Origin of the sequence: Kribbella caucasensis (assembly GCF_004361855.1) — a bacterium.
In the GTDB taxonomy this organism is placed as follows: Bacteria; Actinomycetota; Actinomycetes; order Propionibacteriales; family Kribbellaceae; genus Kribbella; species Kribbella caucasensis.
In genome coordinates, this window is record NZ_SNWQ01000003.1 from 176,550 (window position 1) to 199,956 (window position 23,407).

The 23,407-nt window shown below is 67.9% G+C and carries 22 protein-coding genes; 17 read left to right on the forward strand and 5 right to left on the reverse strand.

What is annotated here, in order from left to right:
• Positions 1 to 69 precede the first annotated feature (69 nt).
• The 14 genes from EV643_RS08150 (at position 70) to EV643_RS08215 (ending at position 15,688) form a co-directional block, all read left to right on the forward strand.
• Complete coding sequence (locus EV643_RS08150) at positions 70 to 1,071, forward strand: Gfo/Idh/MocA family protein (RefSeq protein WP_133799374.1); 1,002 nt, start codon at positions 70 to 72, stop codon at positions 1,069 to 1,071.
• Positions 1,068 to 1,949 (forward strand): sugar phosphate isomerase/epimerase family protein, encoded by an 882-nt coding sequence (locus tag EV643_RS08155; RefSeq protein WP_133799375.1) that lies wholly within the window; start codon positions 1,068 to 1,070, stop codon positions 1,947 to 1,949. The genes EV643_RS08150 and EV643_RS08155 overlap by 4 nt, the downstream gene beginning before the upstream one ends.
• Entirely contained in the window at positions 1,949 to 2,890 is a 942-nt protein-coding gene (gene iolC / locus EV643_RS08160; RefSeq protein ID WP_133799376.1) for a 5-dehydro-2-deoxygluconokinase, read from the forward strand. Before EV643_RS08155 ends, iolC begins: the two co-directional genes overlap by 1 nt.
• Positions 2,887 to 3,840, forward strand: coding sequence for a Cgl0159 family (beta/alpha)8-fold protein (locus EV643_RS08165; RefSeq protein WP_238165440.1), 954 nt, complete (start codon positions 2,887 to 2,889; stop codon positions 3,838 to 3,840). Before iolC ends, EV643_RS08165 begins: the two co-directional genes overlap by 4 nt.
• Positions 3,837 to 4,727, forward strand: a complete 891-nt coding sequence (gene iolB / locus EV643_RS08170) for a 5-deoxy-glucuronate isomerase (protein ID WP_133799377.1) — start codon at positions 3,837 to 3,839, stop codon at positions 4,725 to 4,727. Before EV643_RS08165 ends, iolB begins: the two co-directional genes overlap by 4 nt.
• A complete protein-coding gene (iolD, locus tag EV643_RS08175; protein ID WP_133799378.1) occupies positions 4,724 to 6,667 on the forward strand; it encodes a 3D-(3,5/4)-trihydroxycyclohexane-1,2-dione acylhydrolase (decyclizing) in 1,944 nt (647 codons plus the stop codon). The genes iolB and iolD overlap by 4 nt, the downstream gene beginning before the upstream one ends.
• On the forward strand, positions 6,667 to 8,175 hold the full coding sequence (locus EV643_RS08180) for a CoA-acylating methylmalonate-semialdehyde dehydrogenase (protein ID WP_133799379.1): 1,509 nt from the start codon (positions 6,667 to 6,669) through the stop codon (positions 8,173 to 8,175). Before iolD ends, EV643_RS08180 begins: the two co-directional genes overlap by 1 nt.
• A gap of 38 nt (positions 8,176 to 8,213) precedes the next feature.
• Positions 8,214 to 9,212: a sugar ABC transporter substrate-binding protein gene (locus tag EV643_RS08185; protein WP_133799380.1), complete on the forward strand. Its 999-nt coding sequence runs from the start codon at positions 8,214 to 8,216 to the stop codon at positions 9,210 to 9,212.
• A 63-nt stretch (positions 9,213 to 9,275) separates the two neighbouring features.
• Positions 9,276 to 10,328, forward strand: a complete 1,053-nt coding sequence (locus tag EV643_RS08190) for an ABC transporter permease (RefSeq protein ID WP_133799381.1) — start codon at positions 9,276 to 9,278, stop codon at positions 10,326 to 10,328.
• Positions 10,325 to 11,209, forward strand: a complete 885-nt coding sequence (locus EV643_RS08195) for an ATP-binding cassette domain-containing protein (protein ID WP_133799382.1) — start codon at positions 10,325 to 10,327, stop codon at positions 11,207 to 11,209. The genes EV643_RS08190 and EV643_RS08195 overlap by 4 nt, the downstream gene beginning before the upstream one ends.
• 95 nt (positions 11,210 to 11,304) lie before the next feature.
• Entirely contained in the window at positions 11,305 to 12,249 is a 945-nt protein-coding gene (locus EV643_RS08200; RefSeq protein WP_133799383.1) for a sugar phosphate isomerase/epimerase family protein, read from the forward strand.
• Positions 12,249 to 13,265: a Gfo/Idh/MocA family oxidoreductase gene (locus EV643_RS08205; protein WP_133799384.1), complete on the forward strand. Its 1,017-nt coding sequence runs from the start codon at positions 12,249 to 12,251 to the stop codon at positions 13,263 to 13,265. Before EV643_RS08200 ends, EV643_RS08205 begins: the two co-directional genes overlap by 1 nt.
• Before the next feature lie 14 nt (positions 13,266 to 13,279).
• Positions 13,280 to 14,176: a sugar phosphate isomerase/epimerase family protein gene (locus tag EV643_RS08210; RefSeq protein WP_133799385.1), complete on the forward strand. Its 897-nt coding sequence runs from the start codon at positions 13,280 to 13,282 to the stop codon at positions 14,174 to 14,176.
• Positions 14,177 to 14,185: 9 nt separating this feature from the next.
• Positions 14,186 to 15,688: a CoA-acylating methylmalonate-semialdehyde dehydrogenase gene (locus tag EV643_RS08215; RefSeq protein ID WP_133799386.1), complete on the forward strand. Its 1,503-nt coding sequence runs from the start codon at positions 14,186 to 14,188 to the stop codon at positions 15,686 to 15,688.
• A gap of 258 nt (positions 15,689 to 15,946) precedes the next feature.
• On the opposite strand, the gene EV643_RS08220 is transcribed toward EV643_RS08215, so the two are convergent.
• Entirely contained in the window at positions 15,947 to 16,840 is an 894-nt protein-coding gene (locus tag EV643_RS08220; protein ID WP_133799387.1) for a LysR family transcriptional regulator, read from the reverse strand.
• Between the two features lie 76 nt (positions 16,841 to 16,916).
• On the opposite strand from EV643_RS08220, the gene EV643_RS08225 reads away from it, so the two are divergent.
• A complete protein-coding gene (locus tag EV643_RS08225) occupies positions 16,917 to 17,615 on the forward strand; it encodes a CTP synthase C-terminal region-related (seleno)protein (RefSeq protein WP_133799388.1) in 699 nt (232 codons plus the stop codon).
• On the opposite strand, the gene EV643_RS45435 is transcribed toward EV643_RS08225, so the two are convergent.
• From EV643_RS45435 to EV643_RS08240, 4 genes are read right to left on the reverse strand one after another with little or no spacing between them, the layout of a single operon-like run.
• Positions 17,608 to 18,021: a Gfo/Idh/MocA family oxidoreductase gene (locus EV643_RS45435; protein ID WP_238165441.1), complete on the reverse strand. Its 414-nt coding sequence runs from the start codon at positions 18,019 to 18,021 to the stop codon at positions 17,608 to 17,610. The genes EV643_RS08225 and EV643_RS45435 overlap by 8 nt on opposite strands.
• Positions 18,015 to 18,608, reverse strand: coding sequence for a Gfo/Idh/MocA family protein (locus EV643_RS45440; RefSeq protein WP_238165442.1), 594 nt, complete (start codon positions 18,606 to 18,608; stop codon positions 18,015 to 18,017). The genes EV643_RS45435 and EV643_RS45440 overlap by 7 nt, the downstream gene beginning before the upstream one ends.
• Before the next feature lie 10 nt (positions 18,609 to 18,618).
• Positions 18,619 to 19,764: a phytanoyl-CoA dioxygenase family protein gene (locus tag EV643_RS08235; RefSeq protein ID WP_133799389.1), complete on the reverse strand. Its 1,146-nt coding sequence runs from the start codon at positions 19,762 to 19,764 to the stop codon at positions 18,619 to 18,621.
• 34 nt (positions 19,765 to 19,798) lie between these two features.
• Complete coding sequence (locus EV643_RS08240) at positions 19,799 to 20,758, reverse strand: LacI family DNA-binding transcriptional regulator (RefSeq protein ID WP_133799390.1); 960 nt, start codon at positions 20,756 to 20,758, stop codon at positions 19,799 to 19,801.
• Between the two features lie 100 nt (positions 20,759 to 20,858).
• Between EV643_RS08240 and EV643_RS08245 the strand changes: the two genes are divergently transcribed.
• Complete coding sequence (locus EV643_RS08245) at positions 20,859 to 21,893, forward strand: Gfo/Idh/MocA family oxidoreductase (protein ID WP_133799391.1); 1,035 nt, start codon at positions 20,859 to 20,861, stop codon at positions 21,891 to 21,893.
• On the forward strand, positions 21,890 to 22,663 hold the full coding sequence (locus tag EV643_RS08250; protein ID WP_133799392.1) for a TIM barrel protein: 774 nt from the start codon (positions 21,890 to 21,892) through the stop codon (positions 22,661 to 22,663). Before EV643_RS08245 ends, EV643_RS08250 begins: the two co-directional genes overlap by 4 nt.
• Positions 22,664 to 23,407 lie beyond the last annotated feature (744 nt).

Consider the following 23,407-nt stretch of genomic DNA (forward strand, 5'->3'; position numbering starts at 1 on the left):
CTATTGACACTCCTGCCACGGGCGGGAAGGCTGGTCGGGCGTAACCAGGCGGACTTGAGAGGGCAGCGGATGCGGATCGGGTTGGTTGGGGTCGGGCGGATCGGAGCGTTCCACGCCGCGACGTTGAAGGGCTTGCCGTCGGTTGATCAGGTGGTCGTCACGGACGCGGACGTGAGCAGGGCCGAGTTGGTCGCGAAGGATCTCGGGGTCGAGTTCGCCCCTTCTGTTGCGGCGTTGCTGGCGAGTGGGATCGACGGGTTCGTCATCGCGGCCGCGACCTCGGCCCATGCGGAGCTGATCGCCGCCGGGGTGGCCGCCGGGATTCCGACCTTCTGCGAGAAGCCGCTCGCCACCGATCTGGCCGACAGTCAGCGCGTGGTCGAGTTGGTGGAGGCCTCGGACGTGCCCGTGCACATCGGTTTCCAGCGCCGCTTCGACGCCGGCTACCAGGCCGCCGCCGCGCAGGTGCGATCGGGTGAGCTCGGGTTCATCCATCACATCCGGGCGAACACGAACGACGCGTTCCCGCCGCCCGCGGAGTACATCCCGACCAGCGGCGGCTTCTTCCGCGACTGCACGGTGCACGACTTCGACATCATCCGGTACGTCACCGGCCGCGAGGTGGTCAGCGTGTTCGCCACCGGCGCGAACCGGGGTGAGTCCTTCTTCGGCCAGTACGGCGATGTCGACGCGGCCGCTGGTCTGCTTACGCTCGACGACAACACGTTCGTCTCGGTCAGCGGCACCCGGTACAACGCGGCCGGCCATGACGTGCGGATGGAGATCCTCGGCAGCCTTGGTTCGATCGCGATCGGCCTGGACGAGCACACTGCGCTGCGGTCGGTGGAGTCCGGTGTCGCCTTCCCTGGTGGCCAAGCTCACGCGACCTTCATGGATCGCTTCCGCCCTTCCTACGTCGCCGAACTGACCGCCTTCACCGAGGTCGTGTCCGGTCAGCGCGAGGTCCCCTGCACGGTCCGCGATGCGTTGCAAGCCTTCCGGATCGCGGATGCCTGTGAACTGTCCCGTCGAGAGAACCGCGTTGTCGCCTTGGAGGAGATCGGCCGATGAGTGAGCTTGCTACCCGGATCGCGGGGGCCCCGATCTCTTGGGGTGTCTCCGAGGTCCCAGGTTGGGGCTGGCAGTACGACCCGGAGACGGTGCTGGCCGAGATGCGTGATGCCGGGATCGCCGCCACCGAGTTCGGACCGGACGGGTTCCTGCCGGATGACCCGGCGGACAAGGCGAAGACGCTGGCCGATCTCGGACTGCGTGCGGTCGGCGGCTTCGTTCCCGTCGTACTGCATGACCCGTCGTACGATCCGGCGCCTGAGGTCTCTCGGGCTCTGCAGGGATTCGCCGCGGCCGGCGCTTCGACCCTGGTGCTCGCGGCCGCGACCGGCCAGGACGGGTACGACGACCGCCCGGTGCTGGACGCATCCGGCTGGCAGACGCTCCTCGCCAACCTCGACCGCCTGGCTGAACTCGCCGCTGCTCAAGGCATCCTCGCCACCATCCACCCGCACGTCGGCACGATGGTGGAGAACGCGGACGACGTACGCCAAGTCCTCGACGGCTCCACGATCGGCCTGACCCTCGACACCGGGCACCTGCTGATCGGCGGCGTCGACCCGGTCGCGCTGACTCTCGAGTACACCGCGCGGATCAAGCACACGCACCTCAAGGATGTCGACGCGTCCTGGGCCGCTCGAGTGCAATCGGGTGAGCTCTCCTACACCGATGCGGTCCGGCAGGGCATGTACCGCCCACTCGGCGCCGGTGACATCGACCTCGCCGCGATCGTCGGCGCGCTCGAGGCATCCGGGTACGACGGCTGGTACGTCCTCGAGCAGGACACGATCCTTCTCGACCGACCGACCGACGAGGGGCCGGTGGTCGATGTCCGGGCGAGCATCGATCACCTGCGCCGGATCGCCGAGGCGGTCTGATGGCAGACGACGTACTGACGATCGGGCGGATCGGCGTCGACCTCTATCCGCTCCAGACCGGCACGCATCTGGAGGATGTCGAGACCTTCGGCAAGTTCCTCGGCGGCAGCGCGACCAACGTCGCCGTCGCGGCCGCCAGGCACGGGCGCAAGTCCGCCGTGATCAGCCGGACCGGCAACGACCCGTTCGGCACCTTCATCCACCGGACGCTGCGCGAACTCGGTGTCGACGACCGCTACGTCACGCCGGTCGAGGGCCTGCCGACGCCGATCACCTTCTGCGAGATCTTCCCGCCGGACAGCTTCCCGCTGTACTTCTACCGGTTCCCGAAGGCGCCGGATCTTGTCATCAACCCGTCCGAACTGGACCTGGACGCGATCCGCGACGCCTCGATCTACTGGTCGACGGTGACCGGTCTGTCGGCGGAGCCGAGCCGGTCCGCGCATTTTGTCGCCTGGGAGGCCCGGGAGCGTCGTCCGCTGACTGTGCTGGATCTCGACTACCGGCCGATGTTCTGGGCCGATCCGAGTGAGGCCCACGAGCAGGTCAGCCGCGCCCTCGGCCACTGCACCGTTGCCGTTGGCAACAGAGAGGAGTGCGAGGTGGCAGTAGGCGAGACCGATCCCGACAAGGCGGCCCAGGCGCTGCTGGATCGCGGCCTGGACCTGGCCGTCGTCAAGCAGGGCCCGAAGGGGACGCTGGCCCGCACCCGGGACGAACGAGTCGAAGTCCCACCCTTCCCGGTCGAGGTCGTCAACGGCCTCGGCGCCGGCGACGGCTTCGGCGGCGCTCTCTGCCACGGACTGCTGTCCGGCTGGCCGCTGGAGAAGACCATCCGCTTCGCCAACACCGCCGGCGCCATCGTCGCCTCCCGCCTGGAGTGCTCCACCGCCATGCCCACCGAGGCCGAAGTCCTCACCCTGCTGGGTGAAACCGCATGACCACCAACCACCCCACCCCCGCCAACCAGTTGCCAACCGGTCAGGCGGGTGGCTCTTGGGGATCGGCGCAGGCCCTGGGTGACCTGACGGAGCTACGGGTGCGGCATCCGGAGCGGATCACCGAGGCCTGGCAGCAGCGGCGGCGGCGGGAACTGGTCGGCGATGACGGCCGGCTGCTGATCGTGGCGGCTGACCATCCGGCTCGCGGTGCCCTCGGTGTGCGCGACGACCGGATGGCGATGGCGAGCCGGCCCGCGTTGATCGACCGTTTGCTGGCCGCCCTCGAACGCCCGGGCGTCGACGGCGTACTGGCCACCCCCGACGTGCTCGAGGACCTGCTGCTCCTGGGCGCCCTCGAAGGCAAGATCGTCATCGGCTCGATGAACCGCGGCGGCCTGCAGGGCGCATCATTCGAGCTCGACGACCGCTTCACCGCCTACCGTACGGCGGATGAGATCGCCGCGCGCAGACTCGACGGCGGCAAGATGCTGACCAGGATCGACCTCGGCGATCCCGGCACCGTGGCGACGCTGGAAAGCAGCGCCGCGGCCGTCACCGGACTCGCCGAACACAAACTGATGGCCATGGTCGAACCGTTCTGGTCCACCCGCAAGGACGGCCGCGTCACGAACCTGCTCGACCCCGACTCCGTCATCAAGTCGATCCACATCGCCGCCGGACTAGGCGCCACCAGTGCCTACACCTGGCTCAAGCTGCCGGTCGTCGACGATCTCCCTCGGGTGATGGAGGCAACGACTCTCCCCACCCTTCTCCTCGGTGGCGATCCCACGGGCGCCCCCGAAGAGACGTACGCCTCTTGGGGCAAGGCCCTCAGCCTCCCCTCGGTCCGCGGCCTCGTCGTCGGTCGAGCCCTCCTCTTCCCACCCGACGGCAACGTCCGCGCCGCCGTAGACCAAGCCGCCACCCTCGTCCACGGAGGCGCGGCATGACAACTTGGTTCCGGCCGGCCGGATCCACCGCGCGGGACGGCTTCGAGCTTGCTGTCAGCCCTGGCGAGGAGGGCTGGGAGCACACCGGTCTGTACGTCGCGACGTTGCAGCCTGGTCAGTCCGTCGAGTTCGACACCGGTGATTGCGAATACCTGGTGCTTCCGCTCAGCGGATCCGCCGAGGTGATCGTCGAGGGCGAGACCGTGCCGCTCGGAGGCCGCGCGGACGTCTTCGCAGCAGCGACCGACTTCGCCTACGTCCCACGTGGAACCACGGTTGCCGTCGTCAGCGCAGGCGGTGCCCGCATCGCCTTCCCGCACGCGAAGGCCGCGAGCGACTACCCGTTCCGGCGGGTCGGCGTGGAGCAGGTGGAGACCGAACTCCGCGGCGCCGGTGTCGCCTCCCGGCAGGTGCGGAACTTCGGCACGCCGGCGGTGCTCGAGGCGGACTCGATCATCGCGTGCGAGGTTCTCACCCCGGCCGGGAACTGGTCGTCGTACCCGCCGCACAAGCACGACGAGCACAAGCCTGGTAAGGAAAGCGAGCTCGAGGAGATCTACTACTTCGAGCTGCAGCTGTCCGACGATGCCCCCGAAGGTGTCAAGGGCAACGATCCGATCGGCTACCAGCGGGTCTACGGCACCGAGGACCGCCCGATCGACGTGCTCGCGGAAGTCCGCAGCGGCGACCTGGTCCTGGTACCTCATGGTTGGCACGGTCCGGCGATGGCACCTCCTGGCTATGACATGTACTACCTGAACGTGATGGCCGGCCCCGGCACCGAACGCGAGTGGCTGATCAGCGACGACCCCGAGCACGCGTGGGTCCGTAGTACCTGGGCCGCCCAGAAGGTTGACCCCAGACTCCCCTTTGGAGACCAGCGATGACGACAGGGTTGTCACGGACGGTGCGGCTCACCGTCGCCCAGGCATTGGTGCGCTTCCTGAGCGTGCAGTACTCCGAGCGCGACGGTCAGCGGCAGAAGCTGTTCGCCGGCTGCTTCGGCATCTTCGGGCATGGCAACGTGGCCGGCGTCGGCCAGGCTCTGCTCCAGGCCGAGCTGGCCGACCCCGGCGCGCTGCCGTACATCCTCGCCCGCAACGAGCAGGCCATGGTGCACACGTCGGTGGCCTATTCGCGGACGAAGAACCGGCTGCAGACCTACGCCTGTACGGCGAGCATCGGCCCCGGCTCGACGAACATGCTGACCGGTGCCGCGCTGGCGACGATCAACCGGCTCCCGGTTCTGCTGCTGCCGTCGGACACCTTCACCACCCGGGTCTCGGCGCCAGTGCTGCAGGAGTTGGAGAACGTCGGCGCCGGCGACATCAGCGTGAACGACGCGTTCCGTCCGGTGTCGCGGTACTTCGACCGGGTCAGCCGGCCCGAGCAGCTGCCGTCCGCGCTGCTGAACGCGATGCGCGTGCTCACCGACCCGGTGGAGACCGGCGCGGTGACGCTGGCCCTGCCGCAGGACGTGCAGGCCGAGGCGTACGACTGGCCGGAGGAGCTGTTCGCCGAGCGCGAGTGGCACGTGGCCCGGCCCTTGCCAGAGGCAAGCATTCTGGCTCAGGCCGTCGAGCTGGTCCGCAACGCCCGGCGTCCGCTGGTCGTAGCCGGCGGCGGCGTGGCGTACGCCGAGGCCAACGACGCACTGCGGGCATTCGCGGAGGCGACCGGCATCCCGGTCGCGGAGTCGCAGGCCGGTAAGGGCTCCCTGCGATACGACCATCCTCAGTCGGTCGGAGCGATCGGCTCGACCGGGACCACGGCGGCGAATACGCTGGCCGAGGCAGCCGACGTGGTGATCGGCGTCGGTACCCGCTACAGCGACTTCACGACCGCGTCACGCACCGTGTTTCAGAACCCTGACGTGCGGTTCGTGAACATCAACGTGGCTCGGTTCGACGGCGGCAAGCATGCCGGGCTGCCGGTGGTCGCCGACGCCCGCGAGGCGCTGGTCGCGCTCACCGCCGCGCTCGACGGCTGGTCGGTCGACGAGGACTACCGAACCGAGACCGCGCAGCTGGCCCAGGAGTGGGACGCGATCGTGGAGCGGGCGTACAACCCGCCGGCGGAGGTGACCGGCGCGTTGGCTGAGGGCCTGCTCACCCAGGGAGAGGTACTGGGCTGCGTGAACGAGCTGTCCGACCCCCGCGACGTCGTGGTGTGCGCGGCCGGCTCGATGCCGGGTGACCTGCACAAGCTGTGGCGGACCCGCGACGGCAAGGGCTACCACGTCGAGTACGGCTACTCCTGCATGGGATACGAGATCGCCGGCGGGATCGGCGTACGGCTGGCCGCCCCGGACCGGGACGTGTTCGTGATGGTCGGCGATGGCTCCTACCTGATGATGTCGACCGAGCTGGTCACCGCGGTGCAGGAGAACGTCAAGGTGATCGTCGTCCTGGTCCAGAACCACGGGTTCGCCTCGATCGGTGCGTTGTCGGAATCGCTCGGCTCGCAGCGGTTCGGTACGTCGTACCGCTACCGCGGCGAGGACGGCCGGCTGGACGGTGGTGTCCTGCCTGTGGACCTCGCGGCGAATGCCCGCAGCCTCGGCGTCGAGGTGATCGAGATCGACAGCCGGGCCGAGCTGGAGAAGGCGATCGGGATCGCGAAGGCTGCCGCCGGGCCGGTGCTGATCCACGTCCGGACCGATCCGCTGATCGGTGCGCCGGACAGCGAGTCGTGGTGGGACGTCCCCGTCAGCGAGGTGTCGACGCTCGAGTCGACCACGGCCGCGCGGACGGCGTACGACGAGTTCAAGGCAGGTCAGCGCCCGTACGTGGCTCCGGTGACGTACACCAGGGAGGTGGAGGACTGATGGCGACGCGGACCATCGAGCACTGGATCGGAGGGACCGAGACCTCCGGCGCCTCGACCCGCCGGGCGCAGGTCTGGGATCCCGCCGAGGGCCGGGCCCAGGCGGAGGTCGTGCTCGCCGAGCGCGCGGACGTCGACGCGGCCGTCGCCGCGGCGAAGAAGGCCTTCGAGAGCTGGCGCGGCGTGTCGCTGACGCGGCGGGCGCGGATCATGTTCGCCTTCCGCGACCTGGTCGAGCGCAACCTCGACACACTGGCCGGGATCGTCTCCGACGAGCACGGCAAGGTGTTTTCCGACGCCAAGGGCGAGGTTATCCGCGGCATGGAGGTCGTGGAGTTCGCCTGCGGCATCCCGCAGTTGCTCAAGGGTGAGTACTCCGAGCAGGTCTCGACCGATGTCGACGCGTACTCGTTCCGGCAACCGCTCGGCGTGTGCGCCGGCATCACCCCGTTCAACTTCCCGGTGATGGTGCCGATGTGGATGCATCCGATGGCGATCGCCACCGGCAACACCTTCGTGCTCAAGCCGAGCGAGCGCGACCCGTCGGCGTCCAACCTCATCGCGCAGCTGTACGCCGAAGCCGGTCTGCCGGAGGGCGTCTTCAACGTCGTCCACGGCGACAAGCTCGCGGTCGACGCGCTGCTGGACCACGTGGACGTCGCTGCAGTGTCGTTCGTGGGGTCCACGCCGATCGCGAAGTACGTGCACAACCGGGCTTCGGAGAACGGCAAGCGGGTGCAGGCACTCGGTGGAGCCAAGAACCACGCCGTCGTCCTTCCGGACGCGGACCTGGAGTTCGCCGCGAACCACATCACCGCCGCCGGCTATGGCTCGGCCGGGCAGCGCTGCATGGCGATCTCGGTGGTCGTCGCCGTGGGCGATGCGGGCGACGCACTCGTGGCGAAGCTGAGGGACAAGGCCGAGGCGGTGCACGTTGGTCCCGGACGCGACGAGGCCAGCGACATGGGCCCGGTCGTCACACCGGAGGCAAGACACCGCATCGTCGGGTACGTCGACCGCGGCGTCGAGGCCGGCGCGACACTGGTCGTGGACGGCCGCGGCCTCGTCGTCGACGGACGGGAGAACGGCTTCTTCGTCGGGCCGTGCCTGTTCGACCGGGTCACCACCGACATGGACGTCTACACCGACGAGATCTTCGGTCCCGTCCTGGTCGTGCTGCGAGCCGATACCTTCGACGAGGCGATCGACATCGTCAACGCCAACCCTTACGGCAACGGCACGGCGATCTTCACTTCGAGCGGCCAGGCCGCGCAGAAGTTCCAGCGACACGTCAACGTCGGAATGATCGGCATCAACGTGCCGATCCCGGTCCCGATGGCCTTCTACTCCTTCGGCGGGTGGAAGGACTCTCTGTTCGGGGACACCCACATCCACGGGCCGGAAGGTGTCCGGTTCTACACCCAGGCCAAAGCGATCACCAGCCGCTGGCCAGACGTCGAGTACGGCGCCCACCACCGCGCTCACCTGCATTTCCCGACCGCCGTGTAGCCGCGGTCGAAGTACTCCTTGAAGAAAGGAAGAAGAAGATGTTCAGATCACGTAAACGGCTGCTCGCGGCCGTGCTCGCACTGGGCCTGGTGGTCACTGCGGGCGGGTGCAGCGAGAGCGGCGGAAAGCAGGCCGAGGAAGGCGCTGCGGGCGTCGGGGCCGGAAAAGCCAGCACGGCCCGCATCACGATCGCGATGGTCACGCACGGCGCACCCGGTGACACCTTCTGGGACATCATCCAGAAGGGCGCCAAGGCGGCCGCGGAGAAGGACAACGTCGACCTGAAGTACTCGTCGGACCCGTCCTCGGGCAACCAGGCGAACCTGATTCAGAGCGCGATCGACAGCAAGGTCGACGGTATCGCGGTCACCATGCCGGATCCACCGGCGCTGATCCCGGTGATCAAGAAGGCCATTGCCGCCGGCATCCCCGTCGTCGCGATCAACGCCGGCATCACGTCGTTCGCGGAGTCGGGTGTGCTGTCGTATTTCGGCTCCGACGAGAGCCTGGCCGGGGAAGCCGGCGGCACGCGGGCCTCCGAGGGCGGCTACAAGCATGTGCTGTGCGTGATCCAGTTCCAGGGCCAGGTGCAGCTGGAGGACCGGTGCAACGGGGTGAAGAAGACCTTCACCGGGAAGTGGACCAAGATCTACGTCAACGGCGCGGACCGGCCGTCGGAGCAGTCCACGATCGCGGCGAAGCTGAAGCAGGACCCGAGCATCGACTTCATCATCACCCTGGGTGCGCCGGACGCGCTGGCCGCGATCAACGCGATCAAGGACTCCGGCAGCAAGGCCAAGCTCGGGACGTTCGACTTCAACCCGCAGATCCCGCCGAAGATCCAGTCCGGTGAGCTGCAGTTCGCGATCGACCAGCAGCCGTACCTGCAGGGCTACGAGGCGGTCGACTCGCTGTGGCTGTACAAGGCGAACGGCAACATTCTCGGCGGCGGGAAGCCGACGCTGACCGGGCCGTTCCTGGTCGACAAGCAGAACGTCGACTTCGTCGGCAAGTTCGCGGCCGCCGGCACCCGGTAGCCACCTGTCCGGGGGCACCCGAGCGCGGTGCCCCCCGGCGGAAACAGAGACTAGGAGGTCTCCATGAGTCAGACAGTGGCTACCCCTGCCCCACCGGCCAGAGACGAGCGGCTCGGGCGAAGGTCGGCGCTGGCCAGGTTGCTGGCGCGTCCGGAGATGGGTGCGTTGGTCGGCGCGATCGTGATCTACATCGTGTTCTTCATCGTGGCGGCGCCGTTCCGGGAGGCGACCTCGCTGTCGACGGTGCTGTATCAAAGCTCGACGTACGGGATCGTCGCGGTGGCGGTGGCGCTGCTGATGATCGGCGGCGAGTTCGACCTGTCGGCGGGTGTGGCGGTGACGAGTTCGGCGCTGGTGGCGTCGATGTTCAGTTACCAGTTCACCGCGAACATGTGGGTCGGGGTGGTGGTGTCGCTGGTGGTGGCGCTCGCGATCGGTTTCGTGAACGGGTATCTGGTGGTGAAGACGGCGATCCCGAGCTTCCTGGTGACACTCGGCACGTTCTTCATGCTGCGGGGGCTGAACCTGGCGATGACCAAGCAGGTCACCGGCAACGTCGCCACGAACGACGTGTCGAACATCGACGGGTTCGGCTCGGCCCAGAACGTGTTCGCCTCCCAGTTCACCGTCGGCGGCGTGTCGATCCGGATCACGCTGCTGTGGTGGATCCTGTTCGTCGCGGTGGCCACCTGGGTGCTGCTCCGCACACGCGTCGGGAACTGGATCTACGCCGTCGGCGGGTCCGCGCCCAGCTCCCGGGCGGTCGGGGTGCCGGTGAACCGGGTGAAGATCGGCCTGTTCATGGCGGTCAGCTTCCTGTGCTGGTTCACCGGCATGCACACGCTGTTCGCGTTCAACACGGTGCAGTCCGGTCTGGGCGTGGGCAACGAGTTCATCTACATCGTCGCCGCGGTGGTCGGCGGCTGCCTGCTCACCGGCGGGTACGGCTCCGCGATCGGCGCCGCGATCGGGGCGTTCATCTTCGGGATGGCCCAGCTCGGCATCGTCTACGCCGGCTGGAACCCCGACTGGTTCTACTTCTTCCTCGGCGCGCTGCTGCTCGGCGCGATCCTGTTGAACACCTATATCCGTCGACGTGCGGAGGCATCGAGATGACCACGACCACGGAAGCTCCGGCCAAGACGCCGCTGGTCCGGCTCACCGCCTGCGACAAGAGCTACGGGAACATCATCGCGCTCGGTGGGATCTCGCTGGAGGTGGACGCCGGTGAGGTGACCTGTGTACTCGGCGACAACGGCGCCGGGAAGTCGACGCTGATCAAGATCATCGCCGGGCTGCACAAACCCAGCCACGGCAGCTACGAGGTCGACGGCGTGCCGGTCACCTTCGACTCGCCGCGCGAGGCGCTGGAGCGTGGCATCGCCACCGTGTACCAGGACCTCGCGGTGGTGCCGTTGATGCCGGTCTGGCGCAACTTCTTCCTCGGCAACGAAGTACGCAAGAGGCTCGGCCCGGTCCGCCGCTTGGACATCGACTTCATGCGCAAGACCACGAAGAAGGAGCTGCTCGACATGGGCATCGACCTGCGCGACGTCGACCAGCCCATCGGCACCCTGTCCGGTGGCGAGCGCCAGTGCGTCGCGATCTCCCGCGCGGTGTACTTCGGCGCCAAGGTCCTGATCCTGGACGAGCCCACCGCCGCCCTCGGCGTCAAACAATCCGGCGTGGTGCTGAAGTACATCGTCCAAGCCCGCGAACGCGGCCTCGGCGTCATCTTCATCACCCACAACCCCCACCACGCCTACCCCGTCGGCGACCGCTTCCTGCTGCTCAAACGCGGCAAAGCGATCGGCTACTACTCGAAGGACGAGATCACCCGGGACGAGCTCACCGCCCAGATGGCCGGCGGTGCCGAGCTCGACGAGCTCCACCACGAGCTCCAGCGCGGCGGCAAAGCGGCCGCCGAGGCGGCGCACGTGCTGGAGGAGGAGGTGCAGGAGCTCGGCATCACCCATGAGCCGACTGCCGGTTCCTGAGACGCGCTCACCGCGTTGCCCGGGCCGCATGGGCCCGGGCAACCCACCCGTCCGGGATCCTCATGCCCCAGAGACTTCGGAAGGACCCTTTCTGTATGAGCACGACCGATTTCGAGAGCGTTCCGAACACGCGGAGCGTTCCTCGCCTCCGACTGGGCAGCTGCCCTGACTCCTGGGGCGTCTGGTTCGCTGACGACCCCCTCCAGACACCCTGGCACCGCTTCCTCGACGAGCTCACCGAGGTCGGCTACCGCTGGCTCGAGCTAGGCCCGTACGGCTACCTCCCTACCGACCCGGGACAGCTGACCGAAGAGCTCGAGAAGCGCGGGCTCAAGGTGTCGGGGCAGGCCGTCGGCGCACCCCTGCAGCATGCCGGCCAGTGGACGTCCATCCTGGAGGAGGCCCGCAGGGTCGCCGAGCTCGTCACGGCGGTCGGTGGGCGGTTCATGGTGGTCCTTCCCGGTGCCTATCGGGACGAGAAGACGGCCGAGTTCGGGGAGCCGCGCGAGCTCGACGCCGACGCCTGGAAGACGCTCGTCCGGCAGAACGACGAGCTGGGCCGGATCATCGGCGAGGAGTACGGCCTGACCGTCGCCTTCCATCCCCACGCAGACACGCACGTGGAGACCCAGGAGCAGGTCGAGCGCTTCCTCCACGACACCGACTCGCGCTACGTGTCGCTGTGCCTCGACACAGGGCACTTCGCGTACCGCCACGGCGACAACGTCGGGCTCATCGGCAAGTACGCCGAGCGCCTCGGGTTCGTGCACATCAAAGGAGTCGACCCCGAGGTCCTCGAGGTGGTCGACGCCGAGGATCTTTCCTTCGGCGAGGCCGTCAAGCGCGGCGTGATGGCTGAGCCGCCGAACGCCGAGCCGAAGATCGAGCCGATCGCAGCGGCGCTGCGGGGGCTCGACACCGACGAGGTGTTCGTCATCGTCGAGCAGGATCTCTACCCGTGTGACTTCGACGTACCGAAACCCATCGCGCAGCGGACCTACGACTACCTGCGTAGCGTAGGCATCGGAGGTGACGAGTGATGACGGTCCGGGTCGGAGTCATCGGTGTCGGCATGATCGGGCAGGACCACATCCGCAGGCTCACCCACGTGCTCTCAGGTTCGCAGGTGGTCGCGGTCACCGACGTGGACCCGACGCGCGCGCAGGAGGTGGCCGATGGCCTGCAGGGTGCGCGGGTGCACGCGACCGGGCAGGAGCTGATCCGCGACGACGACGTCGACGCGGTCCTGGTCGCATCCTGGGGCGCCACCCACGAGGAGTACGTGCTGGCAGCCATCGAGGCGGGCAAGCCGGTCTTCTGCGAGAAACCCCTCGCCACGACGGAGGAGGCCTGCCAGCGGATCCTCGACGCCGAGGTGGCGAGCGGCCGGCGCCTCGTGATGGTCGGGTTCATGCGCCGGTACGACGCGTCGTACCAGGGCGTCAAGTCCGCCGTGGACGACGGCGCGATCGGAACGCCGCTGCTGATGCACTGCGCGCACCGTAACCCGTCGGTGCCCCCGTACGGCTTCACCACCGAGATGATGATCACCGACTCCGCCATCCACGAGATCGACCTGGTGCGGTGGATGTTCGGCGAGGAGGTCGTCGCCGCCACTGTGCTGAAGCCGCGGCGCAGCAGCAAGGGCAGCGACGACCTGCACGACCCGCTGATCGTGCTGCTGGAGATGGGGAGCGGCGTACTGGTCGATGTCGAGCTGTCGCTGAACATCGGCTACGGCTACGACATCCGCGGCGAGGTCGTCGGCGAGAGCGGCACCGCCTCGCTGGCCGAGACCGCCGCTGCAATGGTCAAGAGCGACGGTCGGTTCTCCGGCGGCGTGCCGGCCGACTGGCGGGAACGGTTCATCAGGGCGTACGACGTCGAGCTGCAGGACTGGATCGACGCTGTGGCGACCGGCGGGTTCACCGGGCCGAGCGCGTGGGACGGCTACGCAGCGGCGGTTGTGTCCGACGCCTGCCTGGAGGCGCTGCGGACCGGCACCCGGACCGTCGTCTCGCAGCGCGAGCGTCCGGACTTCTACACCAAGAGCTAGCGAGGCAGGGACCGATGAAGCTTGCACTCGACCCGTACATGTTCCGTCGTACGCCGCTGCCGGAGCTGCCCCGGCTGGTCGCCGAGCTCGGCTACCAGTGGATCGAGTTGTCGCCACGCGACGACTTCATCCCGTTCTTCAACCATCCACGGGTGGACGACTCGACGGTGGCGGCCTTCAAGAAGGAGCTGGGCGCGGCCGGAGTCGGCATCTCGTCCGTGCTGCCGCTGTTCAGGTGGTCGGGCCCCGACGAGGACGACCGGCAGGCCGCGGTCCGGTATTGGAAGCGTGCCATCCAGATCACCGCCGCGCTCGGCGCCGACACGATGAACTCCGAGTTCAACGGCCGTCCCGAGCAGGCCGGGCGGAGTGAGGCGCAGTTCTGGCGCTCGATGGAGGAACTCCTGCCGGTCTTCGAGCGGGAGGGGATCAAACTTGCGCTCGAGCCGCACCCGGACGACTTCGAAGAGGACGGGAAGGCGGCGGTGGACTTGATCCGGGGCATCAACAGTCCGCTGGTGAGCTTCCTGTACTGCGCGCCGCACACGTTCCACATGGGCAACGACGCCAAGGGGATCATCGACTACGCCGGTGACCTGCTGACCAACATCCACGTAGCGGACTCGTTCGACCACACCGGTTCGTCCGGGCTGCGCTACATCGTCAACCCGCCGGGATCCACCGTCCGGGTGCATCAGCATCTGGACATCGGCCAGGGTGAGGTCGACTTCGGCGAACTGTTCTCCTGCCTGGAATCGGCGGGCTTCGACGGCACGGTCACGACCTGCGTGTTCGCCTGGGAGGAACGCGCCAGGGAGTCGAGCACCTTCATGCTGCAGAAGATCACCGACTACCTCGCGGACTGGACCAAGCCGCCGACCTTCGTCTCCCCGTCAACCCCGTCGCAGTAAGGAATCATCGTGAGTACTGACGTCAAACGCATCACCCACCTGGTCGGTGGCGCGCCCTGGACCGGGGTCGCCGAGCGCACCAGCAAGGTCTACAACCCCGCGACCGGCGCGGTCACCGGCGAGCTCGACCTGGCTTCGTCGGCGACCGTCGACGAGGTCGTGAAGGTCGCCCACGAGGCCTCCCGTGGCTGGGCCCAGACCTCGGTCAGCAAGCGGACTCAGGTGCTGTTCGCCTACCGCGAGCTGGTCAACCAGCGCAAGGAGCAAATCGCCGCGCTGATCACCGCCGAACACGGCAAGGTGCTCTCGGACGCGCTCGGCGAGGTGACCCGCGGCCTGGAGGTGATCGAGTTCGCTTGCGGTATCCCGCACCTGCTCAAGGGTGGTTTCAGCGAGGGCGTCTCGACCAAGGTCGACGTGTACTCGATCCGCCAGCCGCTCGGCGTGTGCGCGGTGATCTCGCCGTTCAACTTCCCGGCGATGGTGCCGATGTGGTTCGTGCCGATCGCCGTCGCATGTGGCAACAGCGTGGTGATCAAGCCGTCCGAGAAGGACCCGTCGGCGGCGAACGCGATGGCCGAGCTCTGGAAGGAGGCCGGTCTGCCCGACGGCGTGGTGAACGTCCTGCACGGCGACAAGGAGGCCGTCGACCGGCTGCTCGAACACCCGGACATCAAGTCGGTCTCGTTCGTCGGGTCGACGCCGATCGCGAAGTACGTATACGAGACCGGGACGAAGCACGGCAAGCGGGTGCAGGCGCTCGGTGGCGCGAAGAACCACATGGTGGTGCTGCCCGACGCGGATCTCGACCTGGCCGCCGACGCCGCGGTCAACGCCGGATTCGGCTCGGCGGGCGAGCGGTGTATGGCGATCTCGGCGCTGGTGGCCGTGGAGCCGATCGCCGACGATCTGGTGGACCGGATCAAGCAGCGGATGGGGACGCTGAAGACCGGTGACGGGACGCGCGGCTGCGACATGGGTCCGCTCGTCACGGGTCCGCACCGCGACAAGGTCGTCGGGTATGTCGAGGCAGGAGTCACCGAAGGCGCCGAGCTGACGGTCGACGGGCGGGAGACCGAGATCGAAGGCGGCGCGGACGGGTTCTGGCTCGGCCCGACCCTGTTCGACAAGGTCACACCGGAGATGTCGATCTACACCGACGAGATCTTCGGGCCGGTGCTGTCCGTCGTCCGGGTCGCCTCGTACGACGCCGCGCTGGACCTGATCAACTCCAACCAGTACGGCAACGGCACGGCGATCTTCACCAACGACGGGGGCGCGGCCCGCCGGTTCCAGAACGAGGTCGAGGTCGGCATGGTCGGGATCAACGTCCCGATCCCGGTGCCGATGGCGTACTACTCGTTCGGCGGCTGGAAGAACTCCCTGTTCGGTGACACCCACGCCCACGGCACCGAAGGCGTCCACTTCTTCACCCGCGGCAAGGTCGTCACCTCACGTTGGCTCGACCCCAGCCACGGCGGCCTCAACCTGGGCTTCCCGACCCACGACTAGGCGAATCCGGGGTTGTGGAGGTGTAGCGTCGAGGGTGACACCCGGGGCACGAGGAGATACCGCGGCGAACAAGGCTCGTCAGAGCCGTCGGTAGTCATCGAGCCCAGGAGTGCGTCATGGCCAAGAACAAAGGCGGACGCGAAGTCCGCAAGCCCAAGCAACCCAAACAGCCGAAAGCGAACCCGAGCGACAGCGCGATCATTCCGCCGACCAAGCAGGGTCGCAAGTAGCGGTCTGCAGGATCTCGCGCCTGCATCGTCAGCCCGTACTACGCTCGCCGGCGTCCGCCAGTACGGCGGCCAGCGTGGTGGCGGCTGGCTCGTCGACGTGGCCGTGCAGGAGTTCGGTGCGATGAACCAGCCGAGGTGATTCGACGGGTACGGCCGCCACGCCGCCGGGCAGGGTGAGCGAAGCCGGCAGTACTGCGAGTCCGTGGCCAGCGGCAACGAGTGCGAGCAGGCTCAGCACATCGGTGCCGGTGTAGGTGAGGGTGGATCGGATGGCGTCCGTCTCGGTCGCCGCACGAAGGTCGGGCAGTGGTGCGGCGACCTCGGGGGCGTCGATCCAACGTGCGTCGAGGAGGTCGTGCAGGTTGATTCGCCGGCGCCGCGCGAGTGGGTGGTCGGTCGGCAGGGCGACGACCAAGGGCTCGTTCTGGACGGCGGTCGTGGTGCCGTGGGCGGTCAGCTTGAGTGGGTCGCTCGGTGCGGCGATGCCGTCGACCAGGCCGAGGTGGTACTCGCCTGCGGCAACGCCTCGGGCGACCTCCTCCCGACCCGCCACCGCGAAGGTGACCTCGATGCCGGGTCTGGACCGCCGGAGTTCGGTGAGCGCACGGGCGACGTGGGGTGACGCGGCCAGCGGTGTCGCGCCGAAGACGATCGACCCGGGCGGTTCCCCGACGACGCGGAGGACGTCTGCGCGGGCGGCATCCAGTCGAAGGAGGATCGGGCCGGCGTGTTCGAGCAACCGTTCACCGGCGGGTGTCGGGACCACAGGGCGGCGGTGGAGCAGCGCAGTACCGAGATTGCTTTCCAGGGCGGCGATCTGCTGGGAAACCGCCGATTGGGTGTAGCCGAGTTCGGCCGCGGCGGCTGAGAACGAACCGCACTCGGCGACCGCCACGAAGGTGCGGAGGAGGTGTGCGTCCACGCCGATCAGTATTGCTTATCGGCTCTGCAGAAATCATCGTTGGCGCTGATCCGGGCAACGGTCGCAGGATGGGTGCATGACTTCAGCTCATGCTTACAGTGCGCGGATCGCGTTGGTCGGGGATCGCTCGCCGCATGTTCGGTCGCATGCTCGGGCGCCCCTGCTGCTGGACGGACTACGCGAGCGGGAGCAGCTCGATCTCGATGTCTACTGGGTGCAGACCGACGAGGTCGACTCGCTCGAGGGGTTCGACGGGATCTGGTTGCTGCCGGGGAGCCCGTACAAGAGCGAGGCCGGTGCTCTTGAAGCAGTCCGCACCGCGCGCGAACGAGGTCTGCCGTTCCTTGGGACGTGCGCCGGCTTCCAGCACGCGATGCTCGAGTTCGCCCGCAACGTCTGTGGCGCCGGCAGCGTTGCGCATGCCGAGAGCAATCCGGAGGCCGACGACCTGCTGATCGTCCCGCTCGCCTGCGCCCTCGACGGCCACGAGGCCGCCGTCCGGCTCCAGCCCGGATCCCTGGCCGCCCGCCTCCTGGGCGCCGAACGTTCGATGGAGCGCTACCACTGCTCCTACGGTCTCGACTCCACTCGCCTAGGCATGCTGGAAGACAAAGGCATGGTCTTCAGCGCCCACGACGACGAGGGCGCGCCACGGGTCGCCGAGCTGCCCGGCCACCCGTTCTTCCTGGCGACCCTCTTCCAGCCGGAGCTGGCGGGCGACGGGACCCGCCCCCACCCCTTCGTCCAGGCCTTCGCCCACGCCGCCGCTAAATGACCGAGACGGGACGCGGTTGCATGCCGGCACCTTGGTAGCAGGCGTCGATGAGCTCCATCGTGGCGACCGCGTCGTCCGCATCCGTCAGCAGCGGCGCACCCGTGCGCAGGTGTGCGGCGAACGCCTCGAGCTGGTAGGCGTAGGACGACTTGGTGCCGAGGTGCTCGACCCAGGTGTCCTCCTTGGTCGTCACGATGACCCGGTCGTCCTTGTGCGGCAGGACGAAGCTCGGTGCGAACGCCTCGCCGCGAGTGCCGACGATCTTGCAGCTGAAGTCGACCTGTTCCGCCGCCATGCTCGTCCGGACCGCACCCGTCGCGCCGCCGGGGAACGCGAGGTCGGCGTTCAGCCACTCGTCGACGCCGGGCAGCCGCTTCCGCTCACCGGCCCGCGAGTTGATCAGCATCGGCGCCCCACCGGCGACGGCGCGAACATCCGCTGCGCGTGCAGGGCATAACAGCCGACGTCCATCACGGCGCCACCGGCCAGCGCGAGCGACCAGCGCGGGTCCTCGTCGGCCGGCGGCGGCATCACCATCGTGGTCTCGACGTGCTGGAGCGCGCCCAGCTCGCCCTTGGCCAGCAATTGGTGCAGCCGCTGTGTCACCGGGTGGTAGACGTAGTGGAACGCCTCCATCACCGTCACCCCACGCTCGCGCGCCGCGTCCCGGACCGCGGTGGCCTCGGCGGCGTTGCTGGCCGACGGCTTCTCCGTGATCACATGTTTGCCCGCGGCAATCGCCTTGAGGTTCCACGGTCCGTGCAGACCATTGGCGAGCGGGTTGTAGACCACCTCGACCTCGGGATCGTCGAGCACGTCGGCATAGCTCGGGTGGACCCGCTCGACCCCGTGCTCCGCGGCGAACGCCTCGGCCCGGCCGGTGTCCCGGGCCGCGACCGCGACCAGCCGGGCGCCGGTCAGGTGGGCCGGATCGACGATCGCCCGGTCCGCGATCCGGGCGGCGCCGAGGATGCCGATGCGAAGCGGTTCCATGCCTTCTCCTTCAGATGTCGGCCGTACGGCGGCGTACGGCGTGCTGGTCGAGGGCGTGTTCCAGACGGTCGGCCGGCCAGTCCTCGTCGAGGGCCTGACGGAGCAGATCCGCTTGGGTCTGGGGTGCGAGTCCGCCGATCGGCTGATCGCGGTCCAGGTTGGTCGGAAAAGCGTATCCCTCGGCGGTCGCGGCGATGACGTTGTCCAGATCGAAGGCGTCATCCTGCCCGAACGCGCGCAGTACGGGGTAGAGCCTGACCGCCATCCGGACCCGGTCGACGCTCTCCATCGCCCGGCCGAAGGCGGACGAGATCTGCAGCAGGTTCGCCATCCGCTTGATGGCATGCGAATGGTTGCTGCCGGCCGCGTGGAAGAGCGCGGGGTTGAAGAAGACCGCGTCGCCCTGCTCCAGCGGCAGCTGCACGTGGTTGGCGACGAAGTGCTCGCCGAACTCGGGCTGCCGCCAGGCGAGGTACCCCAGTTCGTACTTGTGCGAGTGCGGTAGATACAGGGTCGGCCCGGACTCCACCGGCATGTCGCAGTGCGCGACGGCTCCCTGCAGCGTCAGCACGCTGGACAACCTGTGCACGTGGGCAGGGTAGAGCGCGGCGACCTCGTTCGACTGGAATCCCAGGTGGTAGTCCCGATGGACGGTCTGACCTTCACCTCCCGGATTCACAACGTTCACCTGCGAGGTCACCTGGTACGCCGGTCCGAGCCAGGCCTTCGCCACCAGCGCGAGCAGATCGTTGGAGTAGTAGGCCGCGAACACCTCGGGCGCACGGATCGCGAGCTTCTCCAGCGCGTTCCAAACCCGGTCGTTTGCCCCGGGCTTGGCGAAGTGATCGCCGGCCGCGGTCCCGGCCTTGTGCTGGTCCGCGATCATCCCGGCGAACTCGTCGGTCGCGGCGTCGACCACCTCGTTGCCGAACGCCCCTTTCAGGACGATGATCCCGGGTCCCTCGCCCAATGCCGTGGCGAACTCGGCTTGCACTGCGCGCGGGTCCTCGGTGCGGATCCGCGCGGCGTCGTACTGCGGCACCTGCTGCTCGATCCGCTCGGCGTACGGGTAGTCGGCGGGATCGGCCTCCTCCTTGAGGACGGTCAGCAGATCCGCCAGGCGGGCGTCTTCGGGGTGCAGCCAGACCTTGCTCATCGGGTGGCTCCTTTCGTCGAGCATCCGGTCGCCCCTACCTCCGCATCGTTGATCCCCGGGTGATGAGTACTGGGGAGACGGTCTGTTCGGTGGTTGGGACATCTTGAGTCAGTGCGATGATCGCGAGTTTCGTCAGTTGGTGGGCGTCCTGGGCCACGGTGGTGAGGTTGGCGTGGGGGAGGGCTGCGGCTGGGGTGTTGTCGTAGCCGGTCAGGGAGAGGTTTTCGGGGACCTGGCGGCCGGATTGGTGGAGGGCATGGAGGAGGCCGATCGCGCAGCCGTCGTTGAAGGCCGTGACTGCGGTGGTGTCGGCTGGGATGTGGTGGGCGGCAGCGGTGCCGGTTGATTCAGTGGGGCCGCCGGGGATGATCAGCGGGGTCAGGCCGGCGCGGCGCATCGTGTTGCGGTAGGCGGTACGGCGTTCGGCGGCGCCTGGGGCTCGCCCACCATCTATGTGGGCGATGTGGGTGTGGCCGAGGGACAGCAGGTGTTCGACGGCGAGCCGTGCGCCCGCGTCGTCGTCTGTGCGTACTACGTGCACCCCTGGCGCGCGGACCTTGCGGGCGACGACCACCGTTGGCTGGGATTCGGCGAGAGCGGCAAGGGATGAAGGTGTTGAGGTTGGGCCGAGCAGGATCAGGGCCTCGCAGCGGTAGTCGAGCAACGATTGGATCGCTTGTGACTCCGGGCGGGCGGCCGTCACGGCGCTGAGGGTGAGGTCGTAGCCGAGGGATTCGGCTTCGGGGTACAGGGATTCGATCAGGTCGCCGTGGAACGCCCCCCGGACGTCGAAGGTGACACCGATGAGGCGGGTGCGTTGGCGGCCGAGTAGGCGGGCCCGGTGATCGGGGCGGTAGCCGAGTTCGGCACCGGCGGCCAGAACGCGGGCGCGGGTGGCGTCGCTGGCGCCGGGGACATCGCGGTAGACGATGGAGACGAGGGCGCGGGAGACGCCCGCGTGGGCGGCGACGTCTTCCATCGTCGGTCGGGTCATCTCGGTAGTTCTCCACCATGCTCGGGCTCGGGTCTTGACGACGACCATCAAAGCAGTGTTCGCTAGCGATGACTAGAGCGCTCTAGTAGGGACGGTGGATATGCGCAAGGACCATGGCCTCGAGGTGGTCAGAATCGGGCTCGTCGGAGCAGGCCGGATCGGCACCATGCATGCCGGCAACATCGCGCGGCACGTGCCCGGCGCGGAGCTGGCCGCAGTCGCCGACGCACGGCCGGAGGCAGCCCAGCGGTTGGCGGCGAAGTACGGCGCGACGGTGCTCGACGTGGACGAGTTGTTCAAGAGCGAGGACCTCGACGCGGTGGTGATCACCTCCATCGCTGCGGCCCAGGTGGACTTGATCGTTGCTGCCGCCGAAGCGGGTAAGCCGGTCTGGTGCGAGAAGCCGGCCGCGTTGACGCTGGCGGAGATCGACCGGGCGATCGCGGCGACGGTTAAGGCGGCGGTGCCCTTCCAGGTCGGGTTCAACCGGCGCTTCGCCAAGGACTTCGCGGCGGCTCGTCGCGTTGTGGAGGAAGGTGGGATCGGGACGCCGCAGCTGATGCGGTCGGTCACCAGGGATCCCGGCTGGCCGGCGGGGCTCAGCAACGCGGCCGGTGTGCGACCGTGGACGATCTTCCGGGAGACCTTGATCCACGACTTCGACACGCTGCTCTGGCTGAATCCCGGGGCGCGGCCGATCGAGGTCTACACCCGTGCAGATGCTCTGGTGGCGCCCGAACACAGGGCTGGCGGGCTGCTCGACACCGCCGTTGTGATGATCACTTTCGACAACGGTGCGATCGCGACGGCCGAGGCGAATTTCTCAGCGCTGTACGGGTACGACGTTCGCGGCGAGGTGTTCGGCAGCAAGGGGATGGTCGTCGTCGGCACGCTTCCGAGCAGCTCGATGGTGCAGTACGGCGAAAGTGGCCTGCAGCAACAAACGATGCGGAGCGACGAGGAGATGTTCCGCGACGCCTACATCCAGGAGCTCCTCGATTTCACTGAAGCTGTGCGCGGTAACGCAGCTCCGCCGGTTACCGGTGAAGATGCCCGCAACGCCCTGCGGGTCGCGTTGGCCGCGATGAAGTCGCACGAGGAAAGCCGTCCGGTGCGGATCGAGGAAATCGGATGAGGCTCGCGGTCTGTGCGGAGATGGTGTTCACCGATCTCCCATTCCTGGAACGCGTCGAGCGAGTCCACGCCGCCGGCTTCCAGGTGGAGATCTGGAACTGGACGACCAAGGACATCCCCGCGCTCCGCCAGACCGGTGCGGAGTTCTCGTCGATGACCGGGTACGTCAGTGGTTCCCTCACGCACGACCAGGACGAGTTGCTGAAGACCGCGGCCCAGTCGATCGAGGTCGCGCTGGAACTCGGCTGCCCACGGCTCAACCTGCACGGCACCGAGCTCGGCGAAGGCGGCCTGCCCGTCGTCCCGCAGTACGAGGTGACCGGCGAGATGTGGCTCACCGCGGCGCGGACTCTGGAGAAGCTCGCGGTGATGGCGGAGCGCGCCGGCGTGATGTTCGTACTGGAGAATCTCAACACGGAGGTCGACCATCCCGGCGTGCCATTCGCGAAAGCCCGCGACACGCTCGCGCTCGTCCAGGCCGTCGACCATCCACACCTCAGGCTCAATCTCGACCTGTACCACGCCCAGATCGGCGAGGGAAACCTGATCGCACTACTCGAAAAGGCCCTCCCGTACATCGGCGAGATCCAGATCGCCGACGTCCCCGGCCGCCGCGAACCCGGCACCGGCGAGATCAACTACCCCGCGATCGCTGCCGCCCTCCGAAACCTCAACTACACCGGAACCATCGCCCTGGAAGCCTTCGCCGAAAGCAACAGCGACCTCGCCCTCCGTCGATTCCAAACCGCTTTCGCGAACGTAGAAACGTGACCCGCACCACATTCGGGCGTTACAGGGGTTGAGAAATTTGCAGGTTCCTGCAGGTCACTGTGGGTTGTCGCCTGTAACTGATATGGTCCGGACGCCGCTGGAGGGGTCGGGGGACCCCAGGGCCTGTCATAGGTCATCCACGCACCTGGGGGAATCACCATGGGCCTGTCCCGGCCGTCTGCCCGGAATCGCCGTACTCGCGCTCGCATCGTCAAGACGGTGGCCATAGGCCTCGCGCTCGCGCTGCCGCTGGGAGGCTTCAGCTCGACTCAGGTCGCCACGCCTGCTGCAGCCGCCATGCCTCAGGCGGCCATGTCAGGTCGGGGTGAACCGACACCGCCGACGCAGCGATTGGGGTCACCTGATCTCAGCAAGGCCGAGCCGCCGGTGGGTAAGAACACAGTCCGGCCGCCGTCTTTGCGGTCGATGTTCCCGACTGACCAGAGTATTCCTGCCGAGCAGCCTGCGCAGACTCTGCTGAAGGAGCTCCCTGCGCCGACGCCCAAGGATCCCCAGAACAGCTTCAACGAGAAGACCAGTCGTGAGTTGCCGGAGAAGCGCGACCGGTACTCACAGACGTTCGTGAACGCCGACAAGACCGAGACCACGGTCTTCTCGCAAGGTCCGCTGAACTTCAAGAAGGCCGACGGCACTTGGGCGAAGATCAACTCGAACCTCGCGCCCGTCGAGGACAAGGGTGGCTGGGAGGTCATCTCGAACGAGGTGTACTCCTGGATCGCACCG